Genomic DNA, 18,841 nt, shown 5'->3' on the forward strand with positions numbered 1-18,841 from the left:
TCTACGGTTATGAACCAGATTCTACTGCCAGTAGATAGCGCTAGATTTCGCCGACGTTACATCTCACTCGGCAAGTCGCCCCAGATTGCGATGCCGACACATGGCGGAAGTAGTGCCCGACCGTCGGCACCAGCGATCGCACGGTCGGCCCGCCCCGTGAGGGGCGGGCCGGTCGTGCGGACATCTTTAGGGTTTGATGTGGATGCGGTCGACCCTGAATGTGCCGGTTGTGGTTGCGTCGTTGGCGGGATCGAGTCGCAGTTGACGCAGGATCTTTGTCGAGTCCCATCCACTGACGCCGGTCATGTCGACGGTGTATTCGGTGTAGCCGGAGTTCGGATCAATCGAGAACGATTTGGATTTCGTCTCGTTCCAGCTGGTGCTGCTGTTGGTGATGAAGTAGATCTTCGCCGTCGCGGCGTTTGAACCGTTCTTCATCCGCACGACGATCTTGTTGGCGGTTCCGATCCTCCTGGCAAGGTTGGGTGCCGACACGATGGCCGAGTCGGCCCCGGTGATCGTGGCACCGACACTCCCAGGGCCGAAGTCGAAGAAGTAGCCGAAGCCGCTGATGTCGCCGCCGTCGGTCCAGCCCTGCTTGTCGACGGGGAAGTTCCAGTCCTTGGCTGTTGTGTCACCGTCGATCGTGAACTCGTGCAGTACCGACTTCTCGATGCCGGGCACGCCTTGCTCCAGGAGCATGAAGTCGACCTTGCGCGAGCCGTTGTTGTAGAGGTCGATATCGAGGCGGCCGATCGCGTCGTTCACCGAGTCGTTGACGTCGGGCAGGATCGTCGAAATGTTCCACGTTGACCAGTTGGAGTCCGCGTCTGCCACAGCCTCCTTGATGGTCATGCCCGAGTTGAACTCCCAGGCCTTGGCCACGTTGGGTGTGGTCTGGTCGTCCTGGATGCGGACGTAGTCGATCCTGACGTCCTTGCCCGGTCCGCTGACATCGGTCTGACCAACCGGGTTGAGCTCTAGGTTGCGCAGCGTGCCGGTCCAGTCAGCGTCGCTGACCGTGAACGTGTACGTCTTCCACGACGCGTCGTTCGCGGTGATCGTGAACGACTGGCCCTTGCTTTCGCTGTAAGCCTGAGACGCCTCTGTTGTCCAGTACACCTTGAACGTCGTGGCAGCCGTGTTGTTCTTCATCCGCACCGTGATCTTGCGGTTGTTGTTGGCTCCGCTCGCGGTCGTGATCGGGATCCCGATCAAGCGTTCAGAATCGATCGCCGTCGCCGCCGTGTGGGGAACGATGTTCAGATACTTCTGCGTCCCGTCATCTTGGTTGGTGACATTCTCATACGGCAACTCATCCTGGTCGTAGATGTCTGAGTTCCACGGCGTCCAGTCACGGTCGTACTGAGCGTAGAAGTAGTGGGCGTCATCAGCACCATCGAAAAGCATGGCGCCGCCGTACGCCATCGGCAAACCGTCACCGGTGGGCTGGATGAACTGCTTGGACCAGGTCCCATCCGCCGTCCGCCAGAAGTGCGCCTGACGCATGTTCGCCTCGGCCTGCACCAGCGTCTGGACATCGGAGTACGGGATCGAAGCGTGCGGCTGATTGTTCGAATCCAGCTCCATGATCCCAGCGCCCAGCCAATAACCGCCGGGCACAGACAACACCATCGTCGAGGTGTCCAGCACCGTAATCGGGTCACTGTCAATGGTGCCGACCGTCGTGGCGTTGTTGTTCTTCCACGTCACCCCGTAGTCATCGCTGTACGCGTAGTACACGTCATGCTGCACCGAGAGACCCGCGGCTTCCTGCGGGCTCTCGCGCCAGTTCCACATCACATGAAGGCGGTCATTGACATCGAACCGCCACGACCACGGGTAGATACCGCGATGGGTTGAGTTGCCGATCGGACCGGCAGGCCCATCGGCATCCCAGTCCTGACCGGCGTTGTAGCCGTGGAACACCATCCCCATCGAGGTCCACGTGCCATTGTTGTTGTACTTGTTCAAGTAGTAGTCACTGTTGTCGCTGGACCTGTGCCGATACCCCATGTAGAGGTCGCCGTCCGCATCATTGAAGTACTGCGGATACGTGAGTCTGTCCTCCGTCGTCGGGCTCGCCTGCGAGCTGCTCGACGTGAACGTGCAAGTGCCACTGCTAAACGTCGTCTGCGTCATGCACCCCGAGCTGGACTTGATGTAGTGATGAGGAGCGCTGTGCGCGCTGAAGCTCATGTGGACACGGCCGTCTTTCGGGCTGATGCCCAAAATCACCGTGTTGTGGCCGTCGTTGACGTTAGCGAGCGCTTCGGTGATAGCCCCGCCGGTACCGTCAAGGCGAACCGACTGCAGGCTGTTGTCTGACAGCTTGCGCCGCGTGACCTTGAGATAGATATCTCCAGTCGTGACGTCCGCAGCATCCCAGTACGCCGAGTACTGATAGGCGCCGTAGCTGACCATAGAGTTCGCGTTGAACCAATGCGTGTCACCATCAACAGTCAACGACGTGTCCGTACTGTCGTTGACACCGTTAGCCCCGTTCGCCACTCCCGCGAGCACGCTCAGCACAAGGCCCAGCGCACTCAATAGACCGAGACCGGCCATACGCCGACGTGCCCACAATCTGCTCTTTGATCCTCGTGCATCTCTTTCATCAAGTATCGGCCTGACGTGCATTCGACTCTCCTAAGTGACTTTGACCCCACGCCACGAGATCCCAGTTCATTCGTATGACCGAATAGGCGGAATGAGCATCAACTGGGGTGCATTTACAACGCAAACGTGATGCACGTCACGCTACACAAACGTTTGACTATTTGGCAAGGGTTGTCCTTTCTCGAGCGTGGATTCGGCAAAGCTGCGCCCTTCGCACTTCGCGAGCTCAAGAGATCGGGGCCAGTCCGGCGCACCCACCTGTCTCTTCGATGATCAGGAGGACGGACGCGCCACCGCGCTCACACGAGCTCCCGGCAAGTACTGGTTCAACACCCTGACACCGCTGCTGATATGTCTGACTCGCGCCTTGGCTAGCGCCTCGACCAAGCTCTGGATATTGTGCCCGCCACTGCGAGGGAGACTCGGCGCGTTTCGAACGGTGAAGTTCAGGTACACCGGGCTGCCAACGCGCACAACCTCAGGGAGTTCGTAATAGCGCACGGGGGAAGCTAGGTCGCCTGGACCGTCGATATAGAGGTCGAGAGGCAATGTCGTACTACTACGAATCGCGGACAGTGTTTGAATGGGCAAATCGACTGGCAGGTCGAGTGTGGTGGCACCGAGGTCCTCAAAAACAACCGCCGTTGCAGGATTCGTGACAAGAAGGCTGGCGCTGACCTTCACCACCAAGTCCTCGGGTAGATCTCCTGAAGTCTTAAGTTGCTTGATCGCATAAATAAGACCGATGTCTGCGGCTAGAATGCTGCGGAGCCCGAGCTCGCAAGCCCAGACGATGTCCTCCAAACTCCAGGCAAGTTCTTCTGAACCGTGAAGCGTGGATGCAAGCGCACGACCATTGAAGTTCATGGTTGGAGACCCGTTCCCCATCCAGCGCGGGGAACCAACAAAGAGGCAAAGCTCAATACCTCGGGTTGCAGTCATTTCAAGCATCGCCGCAAGCTCTGACGAAGTTGTCAGCATGATGCCGCTGCCTTGTCTGACTCTATGAACCGGGACTGCAAGGCGATCGGACTCATCGAGAACGGCGCGGAGAGCCCCGACGCCCTCAGTTGTCGAAACTTCAATTCGGTACTGCCCGCCGTCATCAAACGTGGCGGAGCTGCTCGGCAAATCGTGACTGTCCACATTGGACAACCCGATTCTCTCGAGTAGGGTCGGGACTCGTACTGCTGATCTAGGTTCGAAGACTGACGATTGCGGATCTGTCACGATTGGCCCTTCGGTCCAGGATCAAGTCCTACGTCTGCGATGACAGGCCAGAGATCGTCGCGGATAGCGGGAGAATTCACGGTGGCAAATGATTCCTGCACGTCGTGCAGGGATCATTTGCCCACGCCGACAACGAATCCTCTGACCAATGCGCGCTGCCCGATCAAGAACACAACCAGCATCGGCACCATGGCGATCACGACCCCCGCTGCGCTGCGTGGAATATTTGAAGAGTGGACGTCGATCAACAAGGTCGTGGCTGGCGTAAGAGGCCGGAGCTCGGGCTCGTGAATGAGGACAAGGCCCGCAAGGAGATCACCCCAGCCCCAGACGAAAGCGAATACCGCAAGCGTCGTCAGAACAGGCTTCGACAGGGGCACCATGATGTGCCAAAACACCTGCCACGTTGAGGCGCCATCGATCTCAGCTGCCTCCACGACTTCATGCGGAAGCTCCTTCATGTACGTGTAGGTCAAGTAGATGCCGAATGGACTTGCCCACCCCGCGAACACGAATCCAAGGACAAAGAGGTTGTCGCCCAGATTCCAATCGCTGAGTTGCACAAACAGCGGGATGATGAATGCCGGAAGCGGAACGGCCATCATGGCGATGACCAATACACGAAGCGTGGCGGCAAGCCGTCCCTTGTGACGCAAGAACCAGAATGCGCCTCCGGCAGAGAGCAAAACCGTCAACACGACGGCGATGCTGACACAAATCAGGGAGTTGCCGAATGCCGTTCCGAGCCGGGCGTCCGTCCACGCGTCGTGGAGACCGTCGAGGGTGAAAGAGTCAGGCAATCCAGCCTGATTGCTCTCGAAATCCTCCTCTGTCTTCACGGCGGTGCCCAAAAGGAAGATGAACGGGTAAACGAAGGGGATGCAGGTCAACAGCAGGAGGCTGGCCCGCAATCGGCGCGCATTGGCTGTGTTCATCGTCTGCTCCTACGGGTCAGTAAGGCACCGAGAACTACCACGACGACTACCAGCGCGAGCATGATGACCACTTCCGCTGCCGCTGTTCCGTAGTACCCGAATTGCAACGAGTTTTGGTAGATGTCCCAATCCAGGGTGGAGCTCGAGTAGCCAGGTCCACCGCGGGTGAGCGTATAGATCCACGGGAAAATGCCGGTGAATACGATCACTACGAGGATCACCGACCATAGTTCGACCGTCCCTCTGATACTCGGAAGAGCGACGTGCCAGAGCCGCTGACGCCAACTGGCACCATCAAGGCGAGCCGCTTCGAACTGGTCCGTCGGTACGGCCGAAAGCGCGGCGGAAAAGATGACCACGCCAGTTCCGACCGTTGCCCAAGCAAGCACCACAATCAACACAGGCTTCACGAGTTGTTCGGAGGTGAGCCAGTCCTGAGCGAGTCCGCCAAGGCCCACCGACCTCAACACGGAATTGATCAGCCCTTGGGGCTGCAAAAGCATCGCGAAGAGAATGCCGATCAGGGACGGCGGAGCGATGGCCGGGAAGAAGTAGATGGCTCTGTAGAGCCCTGCTCGAGGCACGCCCTCGTGCAGCAGAAAGGCGAGCGCGAGGGGCGTGAGAATCCAAATCGGGAGGCCAAGAAGCAGGAAAGCCTGATTCCTGAGGACCTGCCAAAAACTGTCCGAACTGAAACGCTCGGCAAAATTGTCGAACCCGACCCACTCGCTGTGGTATCCGGGCTGCCAGTCCGTGAATGCATGGAACAGGACCTGCAAAGTCGGTAGCACCACAGTGACGGCCAACAGGGCCAGCACTGGAAGGACAAAGAGGAACTCACCTGCCGCCGGCAGGAGGCGACCCGATTTGGGCCGCCTCCTGAGCGTGTTCGGAATGACCATCCGAGCTATTCAGCCCCTCGGTCCTGCTTTTCCTGCAAGGAATCTTCGATGTCCTTCCAGTCCTTGTCACCGCTGACCAGAGCTGCGGCGAACTTGAGGACTTCGGCTTCGACCACGCCACGGATCAGGGAGAACTGGCCGCCGTAGGGATCGTTCGTCTTGGTGTATCCAAGAATCTGATCTCCTACGTCATCGCCCATTTCCGGCGTCGCTTTGAGATTGGCCGGGAATGCTCCCATGCCACCGAAGTACTTGGTCTGCACCTCAGCGCTCGCCATGTACTTTGCGAAGTCAACGGCAGCTTCCTTGTGCTTTGACCACTTGGTGACTGCCCACACGGTTCCGGCGGTGTAGTTGACACGCGGCGCGTCCCACTCACTTCCAGGCACGAGAGGCAACAGGAACGCGCCCAGCCCGTCCTTGCCCCACTTGGTTTCGCGGAACTGCTTCCAGTGGATGTCTCCAGCGGAAAGTCCGACCATCATCGCCGCCTTGCCAGCCTTGAACGAATTGACGGTGTCAGGGAACAAGGGAATCGACTCCGCGTCAGGTGTGAAGCAGTCGCGATCGCGAAGTTCCCTCACACGGTCGAGCCCCTTCTGCAGGGACGGACTCTTCCAGTCCGGGTCGGTGACGGCCTTCTCCGTCTCGGCGTCTGTCTGGTACTGGACGGCGAGCAGACTCAGCCACCACTCCAGGTAGCCGCCATCCTTCCAACCCGCCTGAATCGGAGTGATGCCCGCAGCGTTCAGCTTGTCGCATGCTTGAAGCATGTCATCCCAAGTTTCAGGTGGGCCTGAGATGCCTGCCTTGTCGAACTTGGCCTTGTCGTAGTACATCATGTTGCCGTTTGCGTCGAACGGGACACCGTGAGCCTTACCAGCCTTCGTTGTCGTCTGGCTGTATCCGATGACCTCGGCCTTGTCCTTGTCGGTGATGTACTTCTCGATGCCCTCCACACCCGCTGTGTAGTCGAAGACAAACGGGCTGGCATACATTGCGAACAGATCTGGACCCTTGCGGGCAGCCACGGTCGACTGCATGAGCGTCGGGAAGGTGGTTCCCGGCTGGACCACACGCTTGATCGTGACATTGGGGTGCGCCGCCATGTAGTCGGCATCGATCTGACGCATCACCTTGTCATCAGGCGTCCCCCAGTACCAGACGACGACGGTCGCCTTCTCAGACGACTCGCCCTCGCTGTCGCCACTTCCTGTGCAGGCACTCGTCAGGCTCGCCACTACCAAACTCGCGGCGATCCACCGGACAGCTCTGTTTGACATTCTGATTGATCTCAAGCCGTTCTCTCCTCGTTGAGCGCCGGTCGCTGTCCGTAGATACCTGCGCGTTTTAGGCAATTAAGGCAGAACATGTATCAATCAGTCGTATGACTGCCGTAAAGACTCGACAAGCTCAGAAACGATTTTGAAGCCGAACAGCAAGCCAACCGAGTGTGAGGGACGTTACACACACGTTTGACTGAACCGCAAGGGTTTGCTTCGGACGAAAGGCTTGCCGTGCCTGCGAACCAGACGCTAGCCTCCTCCGCATGACCACTCAAACCTTTGACCAACTGCCTCGAGAAGCCGCACGAGCGATATGCCTATGGAGCTTTTGCTGGTACACCCATGCGGCGCCGGGCGAGGAATACGCGGACCTCGATGCGGCGGCTCGGGAGTGCGCGGATCGTGGTTTCGACACACTAAGAGTCTGCGGAATGCCCAGCTATGTGTCGCGATCAGTCCGAACCGGTCTCGATGAGTTGGAGTTGCTGAACTGGGAGGGAGGGGTCACTGACAATCTGCGCTGGTACAACTTCCGTGGGGATATCACCATTCAGCCAGCCGCTCGTCTGATCGACCTATGTCGAGCTGCTCAAGCGAACGGGCTCAAGTTGATTCTCTCCAACTGGGATTTCAACCAGAGTTTCAAGTTTGAGCGCAGTGGAGAACTGCAACGTACTCTCGATGAACTTCCGACCATCGAGGCAATGTTTCAACACATCGCTGACGTCATGTTGGACTCCCTTGAATTGATCGACCAGCATGACCTGCTCGACGTCATCTGGGCCGTGGAGATCACCAACGAACTCGAAAGTCCTGAGATCGGCCCACTCTCTCGGCTCGGCACCGATTCGCAGGAGGGTCCGAAAGGAACAGAGGCCGGGGCTAGACAGCACTTGCACGAGGTGACACGGCCCATGATTGAGGAGTGCATCGAGCAACTCCGCTCACGCTTCCCTGAACTCAAGTACGCCGTAGACACGGTCTGGCCCTGGGCCGACTCGAGCGCGCCGACCAACCTCGACCTCATCGCGATCAACGGCTACATCACCGACACGGCCCTGCTCGGTGACTACCGAGCACTCTTTTCCGATGGCGATGTATGGCAAGGCGACGTGCTGGATGAAAAGGTCCGCCACCTTCTCCTCCCTGACGCGCCTTCGTATCGAGCGTGGCGCGAAGGACTTGGCACGAGCATTCGTGACCCCTACTTTCCTCAGTGCTACCTCGCCACATGGGCAGACCCTGATCGGTTCTTCCAATTCTTCGACGAGGTCTGGCGGCGCGCCGAGGATGGTGCGAAATCGCAAATGCAGCAATGGATCCGTGAGGCCACTCAGCTGTCGTCTGACCTCGATGTGCCGTGGTACTTCGGCGAGGGCTACGCGACCACGATCTCGCTCACTAGCTTGTGGGATAGCGGATCCTCGGCGCGTGACTTTCATCGTTGGGTTGCGGAACAGTTGAGGGCGGCGGGTGCGATCGGCTGGACTCCGAGCAGTGCTGCAAGCCCGGAACAGACTGACATTTGGCCGCTCGAGGCTTGGGTAAAAGACATGAATGCGCTAGTACGCGCGTGAGCTTTCTGCACGTAAGGTCCCATCTGACCGAGAGAAATCGAGCGTTGAAATGACCGTTGGTCTGAACACCACCTCCAGTACTCGAGACCAACCTCGAACGCCATGGCTTGGGAACTGGGTCGGTGTCGAACGTCCAGCACCAGGTGACGGCCCCACATTGTTCGATGCTCTGACGGCGGAGCAGGGCCTGGGGTTCTCTCGTGTGATGTTCAGACGCCGATTCGCTGTCGACGCTCAGCCGACGACTGCGATCGCTCGTCTGACGGCAGATTCCCGATACGTGCTTTGGGTTAACGGCCGAGAGGTCGGGCGCGGGCCCGTCCGTTCACAGCCGCGCCGGCTGCGATACGACGAGCACGACTTGGCCGAATTCCTTGTCCCCGGCGACAACGCAGTCGCGCTCCTGGTCACGTACTACGGAAAGCCCAATTCTTGGTGGCAGCCCGCTGTTAGGAGCGGCATCGGTGGCGACGCCGGATTCGTGTTCGAGGCGCGCATCGGCGACACGCTTCTCATATCTGATGATGAGTGGAAAGCGCAAGATTCCCCGGCGTGGTCCGAAGCAGCAGACACCACGGTCGACAACGGCATTGCGGTCGAATCGCTGGACTCCCGCCTGCTGCCAACCAACTGGCTGGATACCGACTTCGACGACAGCAACTGGTCGCGCGCCCTGATCCTGAAGGCGGGCCATTTTGGTGGCCTCCAGCGATCTCGGCCGCCAGTGAACCCGTATGGCGCACTCGAGCCGCGTCCCATCGGAACGCTCGGTGGAGAGACTGTGACCGCCAAGTCGGTCGTCGATTCTTCGACTCATCTTCGTCCATCGTGGACGACAGGGCACCCAGTAGACCGCGTCAGACAGGTCCTGGTCACCGACTTCACGTGGTCACCAGGAACACTTCCGATTCGTGCTGAACTGATGCCGGGACAGGTCCAGCACGTCGCGGTGGACTTCGGACGCATCGTCGCTGGGTTCGTCGAGGTCGACCTGGACGTCCCGAGTGGAACGTACGTCGAACTGCTCTATCGCGAGTGGCCATTCAATCCGGCAAAAGTCTCGGACTTCATCGGAGAGCCGAGAGCAGGCGCGCAGTACATAGCTCGCAATGGAGCTCAGACATATGCGAGCGTGGAGCTCAATGGACTCAGATTTCTGCATATGCTGATCCACTCCCCCGACGGTGGCCCGGTGGCAGTACACCGCGTCGCAGTGCGCGAATACACGTACCCGCGCAGCGGAGATGCGTACTTCCGCAGCAGCGACCCAGAACTAGATCGCATCTACACGGCGGGTATCCGAACCGTTGAATTGAACTCCTTCGATGCGTTCACTGACTGTCCGACGCGAGAGCAGCGGGCGTGGGTCGGCGACGGAGTCGTGCACCAAATGGTGCACATGACGACAAACACAGATTGGCGTCTTGCCCGATGGTACGTCGAACTTTCCGACTCGCCTCGCTACGACGGAATACTGCCTATGAGCGTCGCCGGAGACGTCGAGGACCTCGGACAATTCACGATTCCGGATTGGTCGCTGCACTGGGTGCACGGTGTCCACAATCTCTTTCGGTTCGACGATGCCGAGGCAGTGCGGCGACACCTTCCCACGGTCGAGCGAATTCTGCGGTGGTACCTGCCGTACGTGGATGAGCACGGCACGCTCACCGATGTCCCGGAGTGGAACCTCGCCGATTGGTCAAGCGTATCGACGAACGGACGCAGCAGCATCCTCACCGCACTGTGGGCGCGAGGCCTTCGCGAGTTCGCGGAGATGAGCGAATTCTTGGGTAATTCCGGGTCTGCTCAGTGGGCTTTGGGCTACTACGACTCCGCAAGGACAGGTTTCGAAGACTTCTGGGATTCCGCACGGGGTCTCTACGTCGATCACTACTTGGACGGCACGAAGATGCCGGCTGTGTCCCAAGTGGCCAATGCGAGCGCGATCGTGTCGAAACTAGCGCCAGCCGAGCGGTGGAAAGACATAGCTGACCGCATGACAGACCGCAGCCGCCTTGTCGAGAGCCTATGGATCGATGAGTCCGAAGAATTCGACGAAACCTGGATGCTCGAGAAGGTGTTGGGGGCCCGGGAGTCGACGTGGGACGTTCACCACCAGGTCGTCCGCGCTCAACCCTTCTTCAGCTACGTCGTACATGACGCCTTGGCGGCAGCTGGATTGTTCGACCGACTGTTGGACGCAATTCGCGATTGGAGCCGGTTCCTCAAGGATGGTTACGACACGTTCGGAGAGTGTTGGGAAGGCGGCACCCCTGTTCACGGTTGGAGTTCCACACCGACGCGGGATCTGCTCTCGTACATTGTGGGCATAAGCCCTCGTGAGCCCGGCTACGCCTCGGCAAGAGTTGCACCTCAGCCACATGTGCTTGCTGACGTCGAGGGGGCCGTGCCAACACCACACGGGCTGCTGACGGTGAAGATCTCCGGGCGCGACGTGACAGTCGACAGCCCAGTGCCGGTTCAGTTCATTGACCCAGATCTGGGCGAGTTATTGCTGCCCGCAGGCTTTTCAACTCTGACGCTCGGCCGTGGGATAGGTCCCTAAGGGAGGCTCAATTGGGGTGGTGGGACTGCGCAGGCACCCGGTCCCGAGCAATAACGCAGCCTTTGGACTGAGTTCATATGCCTACGCACGGTCGGCTCGCGACAGGAATTCGACATGACCCGGATCCAACTCGGCAATGCTGGTGACGCCAAGGAGTCGCATGGTGCGTTCGATGTCCTTGGCGAGGATCTCGATCGCGCGGTCGACTCCGCGGCGACCGCCGGCCATGAGGCCGTAGAGATAGGCGCGGCCGATCATGGTGAAGTCTGCGCCCACCGCCATCGCCGCGACAATGTCGTGGCCCGACATGATCCCGGTGTCGAGATAGAGATCCATCTCGTGGCCAACTTCGCGGCGCACCTCGGGAAGCAGGAGAAACGGTACGGGCGCCCGATCAAGCTGACGTCCTCCGTGGCTGGACAGCAGCACCGCGTCGACGCCCATCTCGGCGAGCCTCACAGCATCAGAAACGCTCTGCACTCCTTTGACGACAATCCTTCCGGGCCATTGCTGCTGTATCCAGGCGAGATCGTCGAATGTCACGGTCGGGTCAAACATGGAGTCCAGCAGCTCCGCGACCGTGCCCGACCACTTGTCGAGCGACGCGAAGGCCAGCGGTTCGGTGGTGAGAAAGTCGAACCACCATGCTGGCCTCGGGATTGCGTTGAGCACTGTCCGAGGAGTCAAGGTCGGCGGGATGGTCATCCCGTTGCGGGTGTCACGTAGACGAGCGCCAGCGACAGGTACGTCCACGGTCACGAGCAAGGTGTCGATGCCAGCCTGGGCAGCGCGGTCGACCAGCGCCATCGAACGGTCGCGGTCCTTCCACATGTAGAGCTGGAACCAATTGCGACCGTGCGGCGCGGCGGCAGTGACGTCCTCGATCGACGTCGTACCCATCGTTGACAGCGCATATGGAATGCCAGCGGCCTCTGCAGCTGTCGCACCGGCGATCTCGCCCTCTGACTGCATCATGCGAGTGAACCCCGTCGGCGCGATGCCGAACGGCAGTGCGGACTTCACGCCGAGTACGTCGACCGAGGTGTCCACCACTGACACATCCCTCAGAATCGCGGGGTGGAACGTGATGTCCTGGAACGCCTGACGTGCCCTAGCCAGCGAGAGTTCGGAGTCAGCCGCGCCGTCGGTGTAGTCGAAGGCAGCCTTCGGCGTACGTCGCTTGGCCACCCGGCGAAGGTCCTCGACGGTCAGCGCCTTCTCAAGACGTCGACGTGTGGGGTTGAGGGTCGGCTTCTTGAACCGGAGAAGCGGAACGAAGTCCCGCGGTCGGGGGAAGCGGCGGCGCTTGGCCATGTCGGTCCTTTCAGGACGTGTCAGGTTCGAGGCTCGAAGCGAGCGAGCGAGTGGGTGTCTGCGACTAGCCGGCGCATTTCGTCGAGACCCCCGCGGAGCTCGCCGAGAGCGCGGGACTGCACAAGCACACTGCCGAGTGCCGTCGCCTCGACCGGACCGGCGACGACGGGACGGCCTGAGCGGTTGGCCGTTGCTTGGCAGAGAAGCTCGTTCTGCGCACCTCCACCGACCAGGTGAACCACTCCGATCGTCTGACCACTGAGCTTCTCAGCCGTTTCGATCGCATCGGCGAACGCCTGGGCAAGGCTCTCGACGATGCTGCGCACCAGCGTTGCCCTGTCCTGGGGTGCTGGCTTGTCATTCTCCGCAAACCATGACGTGATGCGCTGAGGCATGTCGCCCGGCGGCAGGAAGCGAGGGTCCTGGACGTCGAAGACCGGGATCTGACCCGTGACGTTTGTCGCCTCACGGAGGAGTTGATCGAGCGGTGCGGTCGATGCCCAGCCACGCAAGGTCTCACTGAGAAGCCACGTGCCCATGACATTTGTAAGAAATCGGATTCGGCCTTCGACGCCGCCCTCGTTCGTGAAGTTCGCACGCCTGGCCTCGTCGGTCAGGATCGGTGACTCAAGTTCTACGCCGACCAGACCCCAGGTCCCGCACGAGATGTACGCCGCGTCGTCGCCCTTCATGGGCACACCGACGACCGCCGAAGCCGTGTCGTGGGATCCCACGGCGGTCACCATCAGTGCGCGGTCGCCAACTTTCTCGCCAACGGCGGGTGTGACGTTGCCGATCACATCGCCCGGGCTCACAAGGTCGGTGAAAAGTGTGCGCGGCAGCCCGAGCCTCTCCGCGAGCGCAAGATCCCAAGTGCCGGTGTGCACGTCGAGCAGTCCTGTCGTCGATGCGTTGGTGCGTTCCGTGACCGAACGACCCGTGAGCCAGTAGCCAACTAAGTCAGGGATGAGAAGCATGCGGTCGGCTTGATCGACGAGCGGGTCTGCGGCCAGTTGATAGAGAGTGTTGAACGACAAGAACTGCAGCCCGTTGCGCGCGTACAGCTCCTCCGGCCGTATTACGGCGTGAATGCGCTCCACGCCTGTGATCGTGCGCTCGTCTCGGTAGTGGAACGGCGAGCCCAGCATGCGGTCGCCCCGCATGAGTGCATAGTCGACTGCCCACGAGTCGACCGCCACGCTCCGAAGCCCGTGATGCGACAGGCTCACGGCCGTCCGCAGACCGAGAAGAGCCCGGCGATAGAGCTCAAGAGGGTCCCAATGAAGCCCGTCGCTCGAGCGAACAGCCTCATTGGCAAATCGCGCAACTGCGCGCAGCTTGAGATGCCGCGGACCGACGTCGCCGACCATGACGCGCCCGCTCGACGCGCCCAGATCGATTGCAGCGACGCTGACAGACATGGCGCTACCTCAGGAAGGCCGCGGCGACACCCGCGTCGACGGGGATGTGCAGACCGGTTGTCTGGGTGAGGTCAGGGCCGACAAGCGCGTACACCGCGCTAGCCACATGGTCCGGCAGGACCTCGCGCTTGAGCAGCGTGCGCTGGGCGTAGAACGCGCCTAGATCCTTCTCGTCAACACCGTAGACGGCGGCGCGGTTCGCACCCCACCCGCTGGAGAAGATGCCTGAGCCCTGCACGACACCGTCCGGGTTGATGCCGTTGACGCGCACACCGAACTCGCCGAGTTCGGCAGCGAGAAGACGTACCTGGTGCGCCTGGTCGGCCTTGGTCGCGGAGTAGGCAATGTTGTTGGGCCCTGCGAACACCGAGTTCTTGGACGAGATGTAGATGATGTCACCGCCGAGGCCCTGCTCGATCAGCACTCTTGCCGCAGTTCGCGAGACCAGGAACGAACCCTTGGCCATGACGTTGTGCTGTCGGTCCCAGTCGGCCACCGTGGTGTCGAGGAGCGACTTGGACAGCGACAGCCCGGCATTGTTGACGACGAGGTCGAGTCCGCCAAAGGCGAGCAGCGTCGCATCGATCGCGGCCTGCACCTGCACCTCATCGCTGACGTCGGCCTGTACACCCACCGCCACATCGGATCCGCCGATCTCCGCAGCCGCTGCCTGTGCCTTGGCCAAATCAAGGTCAGCGATCGCGACCACCGCACCCTGCGATGCGAGCTTGTGAGCAATCGCTTTGCCGATTCCAGAGGCTGCTCCGGTGACGAGAGCGATGCGCGCGGCCAGCGGCTTCGGTGCTGGCATGCGCTGCAGCTTGGCCTCTTCGAGCGCCCAGTACTCGATGCGGAACTTCTCGGACTCGTCGATCGGCGTGTACATCGACAGGCCTTCGGCCCCGCGCATCACGTTGATGGCGTTTACATAGAACTGGCCAGCGACGCGTGCGGTTTGCTTATCTTTTCCGAAGCTGAACATGCCGACACCCGGAACGAGGATGATCAGCGGATCAGCGCCACGAATCGCCGGCGAGTCTGCGACGGCGTTGCGGTCGTAGTAGTTCTGGTAGTCGTCCCGGTATGCGTCATGCAGTTCGCGCAGGCGGGAGATCGACTCGTCGACCGACGCATTCGCCGGCAGGTCGAGCACGAGAGGTTTGACCTTCGTTCGGAGGAAATGGTCCGGGCAGCTTGTGCCGAGCGCCGTCAGCCGAGGGTGCTCGGCGGCGGCGAGGAAGTCCAGGACGACTTCGCTGTCGGTGAAATGGCCGACCATCGGTCGATCCTGCGAGGCGATCGAGCGGATCGTCGGCAAGAGCGCAGCTGCCTTCGCGCGACGCTCGGTCTCGGCAAGCGCGCCATAGCCCTTTAGCGTCTCGCCGAACGGCTCGGGGCGTGAGTGCTTCGCGATGTACGTCGAGGCCGTCTCGATGATCCAGAGCGAGTTCTTCTCTGCTTCGTCGCTAGTGTCACCCCACGCCGTGATGCCGTGGCCGCCGAGGATGCAGCCGATCGCGGCCGGGTTATTGGCCTTCATGTCTGCGATGTCGAGGCCAAGCTGGAAGCCGGGGCGGCGCCACGGCACCCACACGACCTTGTCGCCGAAGATGGTCGTTGTCAGCGCCTCGCCATCGGCGGATGTGGCGATTGCGATGCCGGAGTCTGGATGCAGGTGGTCTACGTGATTCGCGTCGACCAACCCGTGCATTGCGGTGTCGATCGATGGGGCAGCCCCGCCCTGACCGTGCAAGCAGAAGTCGAAAGCCGAGACCATTTCGTCCTCACGGTCGGGGCCGGCGTAGACATTGACCAACGCACGCATCCGATCGAGCCGCAGCGCTGCAAGACCACCCTCGGCCAGCGTGCCCAGGTCACCTCCGGAGCCCTTGACCCACAACAGCTCAACTTCCTCGCCCGTGACTGGATCAATCTCGAGACCCTTCGCGGAGGTGTTTCCTCCGGCGTAATTGGTATTTCTGGGATCGGATCCTAGGCGGTTGGAACGAGCTACCAACGCAGCGATTGTGGGGTTGCTGGCTTCAGTCATCGGAGATTCAGCTCCATCCCGCTTGCGTACCGCCCGTGCGTTCCGCCACTTTCAGCTCTTGGTAGCCGCTGTCGAGGTACGCGCGCATCGGATCCGGAGGTAGACCACGCTGATAACGCCACGCCGCCAGGTCACGGCGGACATCGGTATAGAACGCGTCCATGAATACCTCGTTGGCTAGCAGGACATCACCTTCCTCCTGAGCCACGACCAGAGCCGCGGAGTCGACCAGCAGGGCCCTAGCGGTCATCTCCTGGATATTGAGAACTGACCGGATCTGACCCGGGATCTTCTGCTCGACGTTGTGGCATTGGTCGAGCATGAACGCGACGTCGCTGCCGGGGCCGTAACCACCGCCGCGAATGACCTCGTACATGATTCGGAACAGCTGGTAGGGATCGGCCGAGCCCACGATCAGGTCGTCGTCGGCGTAAAAGCGGGAGTTGAAGTCGAACGAGCCGAGCTTCCCTAGCCGAAGCAGCTGCGCCACGATGAACTCGATATTGGTCCCCGGTGCGTGGTGACCTGTGTCAAGGCACACGAACGCCTTGTCGCCGAGGGCGGCTACCTGCACGTAGGACGTGCCCCAGTCCGGTACATCCGTGTGATAGAACGCCGGCTCGAAGAACTTGTACTCAAGCACGAGGCGTTGCTCGTCGCCGATGCGCGCGTAGATCGTGGCGAGTGAGTCAGCCAAGCGGTCCTGTCGACCGCGGATGTCACCTTGTCCTGGGTAGTTGGTGCCGTCTGCGAGCCATATCTTGAGATCGCGCGAACCCGTCTGATTCATGACATCGATGCAGGTGATGTGGTGGTCGATCGCCTTCTGTCGGATCCTCGGGTCTGTGTGAGTCAGTGCCCCAAGCTTGTAGTCGTCGTCTTGGAACGTGTTGGAGTTGACTGTCCCGAGACCGATGCCCAGATCTTCGGCGTACCGGCGCAAGGCTCCGAAGTCGTCGACCACATCCCATGGGATGTGGAGCGCAACTGTTGGCGCGAGTCCTGTGAACCGATGCACGGTGGCTGCGTCGGCTATCTTTTCTTCGACAGTGCGCGGCGTACCTGGGCTGCCGAACACCTTGAAACGGGTCCCCGAGTTGCCGTACGCCCACGAGGGGACTTCGATCGCCTGAGCATCCAGCATCGGAGCAATCTGCTCGAATCGTGTCATCTCACTCTGTCCCTTGAATGTTGGGCCATGAACTAGTTGCCCGCCTCAAGCGAACTCGATCCCGCCCGATGCTTCCCATAGCGCGCCCACGGCATAGGTGTTTCGGGGCGAACAGAGAAAGCCGATCACCTCGGCAATCTCTTCCGGCTGAGCGAACCGGCCGATCGAAACGCCAGGCGGGTTCGCGAGGTACTCACTGTCATAGCGCGGGACAATCATGTCGGTGAGTACCCTTCCTGGGTCGACACAGTTGGCCAAGATGCCGGCACGCGCATATCCGTACGCGATCGCCCCGATCAACGCCAGCACGCCCGCCTTTGAGACTCCATAAGGCAGCCGCTCGGGAACGCCGAATCGGGCGTGCGACGAGACTGCAACGATCCTTCCCCACCCTTGGTCGATCATGCTTGGTAGTACGGCTTGGGAACAGTTCAAGACGCCAGTGAGGTTCACGTCTATGACTCTCTGCCACTCCGACAGAGGGAGGTCAACGACGGAGTGCTCATCACCGAGGATCGCGGCAACTGCCGCCAGAACGTTCACTTTGCCGAACGCGGACTCGGTCTCAGCCACCATCGATGCCACCGAGTTCGAATCCGCCACGTCTGTCTCGATGAACCGCGCATGTCCGCCGTTCGCAACGATTTGAGCGGCGACTTCAGCCCCGGCCGGATTGACGTCGGCAACAGTTACCGCACATCCGTCCTGCGCTAGGCGGAGCGCCGTTGCTTGACCAATCCCTCGTGATCCACCCGTCACGACGGCGACATACCGACGTTGCCCCTCAGTCATTCGACAACCTCAATTCGTTGATCTTTTGCGAGTGATCGCAAGAGTTGGTTCACTTCGGCAAGCATGTCCTCTTCGACTGCCTCGAGAATGACTGCTGCCTCTGGGTCGATCTGCTCCATAACTCGCAGCAGCGCGCCTATGTCCATGAGGCCTTGTCCTGGAGGGCAGTGGTCGATGTGGACCATGAGTGAGGAGCGCAACGTGATGTCTTTGACGTGCGCCGTGGCGATGCGGTCTCCCAAAACAGCCGCCATTGATTCAATCGCCGGACCTGTTTCGTAGATCGTTTCCAGTCCAATCCAGTTGGCAGGGTCAAAGTCGACTTTGACGTACGGAGACCCGACAGTGTCTACGACCTCGCGCATCACCTCGGCCGATCGCAGAGTTACCAGTTGGTGACCTTCGAGACACAGAAGTACCCCGTGCTCCTCGGCAGCCGAGGCAGCCTCGCGCACGCTCTTGATCAGTTGCTCGACGGCACGAGACGTGAAGTTATACGGGTCGGGAGCCCAAGGACCGTTCGGACTGACCGATCCCGGCCCCGTGTCGACGGAGATCGCGCCCAGTTCGCCAGCGATGCGCAACGCTGCGCGCAACGTTCGCACAGCCTCAGTTCGAACGCCCTCATCCGGATGCACCAGGCACGGTCGATATCCACTGGCCTGAAACATCTCGACGCCTTCATCCGCCAGCATCTTTCGCACCCGGTCGCATTGGCGCGTCGTCACGTCATGCGGGTCATGTGCGGTGAAGCGGCTGAAGATGCCGGAAAAGCCTAGCTCTCGCACCCGCCGAATTTCGCGGCTCCCGAGCTGATCCATTCGATCGGGCAGAAATGCGTCTGATAGTCCGAGTTTCACCCTGCTTCACCACTCTGGCGGTTGCGAACGCAGTTGGTCGGACCAGACATTCCGCTGAGTGTTGAGAGAACCGGCAAACTCGTCGCCGCAAGATTCCCCATTGACCCGTTCACTTTCT

13 protein-coding genes are annotated in these 18,841 nt (G+C 60.5%); 2 read left to right on the forward strand and 11 right to left on the reverse strand.

Annotated elements, in window-relative coordinates; translation table 11 throughout:
* Positions 1-186: 186 nt before the first annotated feature.
* From V6M39_RS09195 to V6M39_RS09215, 5 genes are all read right to left on the reverse strand, one after another.
* A complete protein-coding gene (locus V6M39_RS09195; protein WP_332643521.1) occupies positions 187-2,424 on the reverse strand; it encodes a BNR-4 repeat-containing protein in 2,238 nt (745 codons plus the stop codon).
* Between the two features lie 468 nt (positions 2,425-2,892).
* The gene (locus V6M39_RS09200; protein ID WP_332643522.1) at positions 2,893-3,600 is read right to left on the reverse strand and encodes a hypothetical protein; all 708 of its coding nucleotides are present in this window, start codon (positions 3,598-3,600) and stop codon (positions 2,893-2,895) included.
* 362 nt (positions 3,601-3,962) lie between these two features.
* Complete coding sequence (locus V6M39_RS09205) at positions 3,963-4,784, reverse strand: carbohydrate ABC transporter permease (protein WP_332643523.1); 822 nt, start codon at positions 4,782-4,784, stop codon at positions 3,963-3,965.
* Positions 4,781-5,686, reverse strand: a complete 906-nt coding sequence (locus V6M39_RS09210) for a carbohydrate ABC transporter permease (protein WP_332643524.1) — start codon at positions 5,684-5,686, stop codon at positions 4,781-4,783. The genes V6M39_RS09205 and V6M39_RS09210 overlap by 4 nt, the downstream gene beginning before the upstream one ends.
* Positions 5,687-5,691: 5 nt before the next feature.
* On the reverse strand, positions 5,692-6,927 hold the full coding sequence (locus V6M39_RS09215) for an ABC transporter substrate-binding protein (protein WP_332643525.1): 1,236 nt from the start codon (positions 6,925-6,927) through the stop codon (positions 5,692-5,694).
* A gap of 308 nt (positions 6,928-7,235) precedes the next feature.
* On the opposite strand from V6M39_RS09215, the gene V6M39_RS09220 reads away from it, so the two are divergent.
* A complete protein-coding gene (locus V6M39_RS09220) occupies positions 7,236-8,549 on the forward strand; it encodes a cellulase-like family protein (protein ID WP_332643526.1) in 1,314 nt (437 codons plus the stop codon).
* A 205-nt stretch (positions 8,550-8,754) separates the two neighbouring features.
* A complete protein-coding gene (locus V6M39_RS09225; protein WP_332643527.1) occupies positions 8,755-11,115 on the forward strand; it encodes an alpha-L-rhamnosidase-related protein in 2,361 nt (786 codons plus the stop codon).
* 81 nt (positions 11,116-11,196) lie between these two features.
* On the opposite strand, the gene V6M39_RS09230 is transcribed toward V6M39_RS09225, so the two are convergent.
* Genes V6M39_RS09230 through V6M39_RS09255 form a run of 6 tightly spaced genes read right to left on the reverse strand, consistent with a single transcriptional unit; the run spans position 11,197 to position 18,684 of the window.
* A complete protein-coding gene (locus V6M39_RS09230) occupies positions 11,197-12,429 on the reverse strand; it encodes an alpha-hydroxy acid oxidase (RefSeq protein ID WP_332643528.1) in 1,233 nt (410 codons plus the stop codon).
* A gap of 20 nt (positions 12,430-12,449) precedes the next feature.
* A complete protein-coding gene (locus V6M39_RS09235) occupies positions 12,450-13,850 on the reverse strand; it encodes a rhamnulokinase (protein WP_332643529.1) in 1,401 nt (466 codons plus the stop codon).
* A gap of 4 nt (positions 13,851-13,854) precedes the next feature.
* The gene (locus V6M39_RS09240; RefSeq protein ID WP_332643530.1) at positions 13,855-15,900 is read right to left on the reverse strand and encodes a bifunctional aldolase/short-chain dehydrogenase; all 2,046 of its coding nucleotides are present in this window, start codon (positions 15,898-15,900) and stop codon (positions 13,855-13,857) included.
* A gap of 7 nt (positions 15,901-15,907) precedes the next feature.
* The gene (rhaI, locus tag V6M39_RS09245) at positions 15,908-17,071 is read right to left on the reverse strand and encodes an L-rhamnose isomerase (RefSeq protein ID WP_332643531.1); all 1,164 of its coding nucleotides are present in this window, start codon (positions 17,069-17,071) and stop codon (positions 15,908-15,910) included.
* Between the two features lie 45 nt (positions 17,072-17,116).
* Positions 17,117-17,863: an SDR family NAD(P)-dependent oxidoreductase gene (locus tag V6M39_RS09250; protein WP_332643532.1), complete on the reverse strand. Its 747-nt coding sequence runs from the start codon at positions 17,861-17,863 to the stop codon at positions 17,117-17,119.
* Complete coding sequence (locus V6M39_RS09255; protein WP_332643533.1) at positions 17,860-18,684, reverse strand: sugar phosphate isomerase/epimerase family protein; 825 nt, start codon at positions 18,682-18,684, stop codon at positions 17,860-17,862. The genes V6M39_RS09250 and V6M39_RS09255 overlap by 4 nt, the downstream gene beginning before the upstream one ends.
* Positions 18,685-18,841 lie beyond the last annotated feature (157 nt).

Origin of the sequence: Aeromicrobium sp. (assembly GCF_036675695.1) — a bacterium.
Lineage (GTDB): Bacteria > Actinomycetota > Actinomycetes > Propionibacteriales > Nocardioidaceae > Aeromicrobium.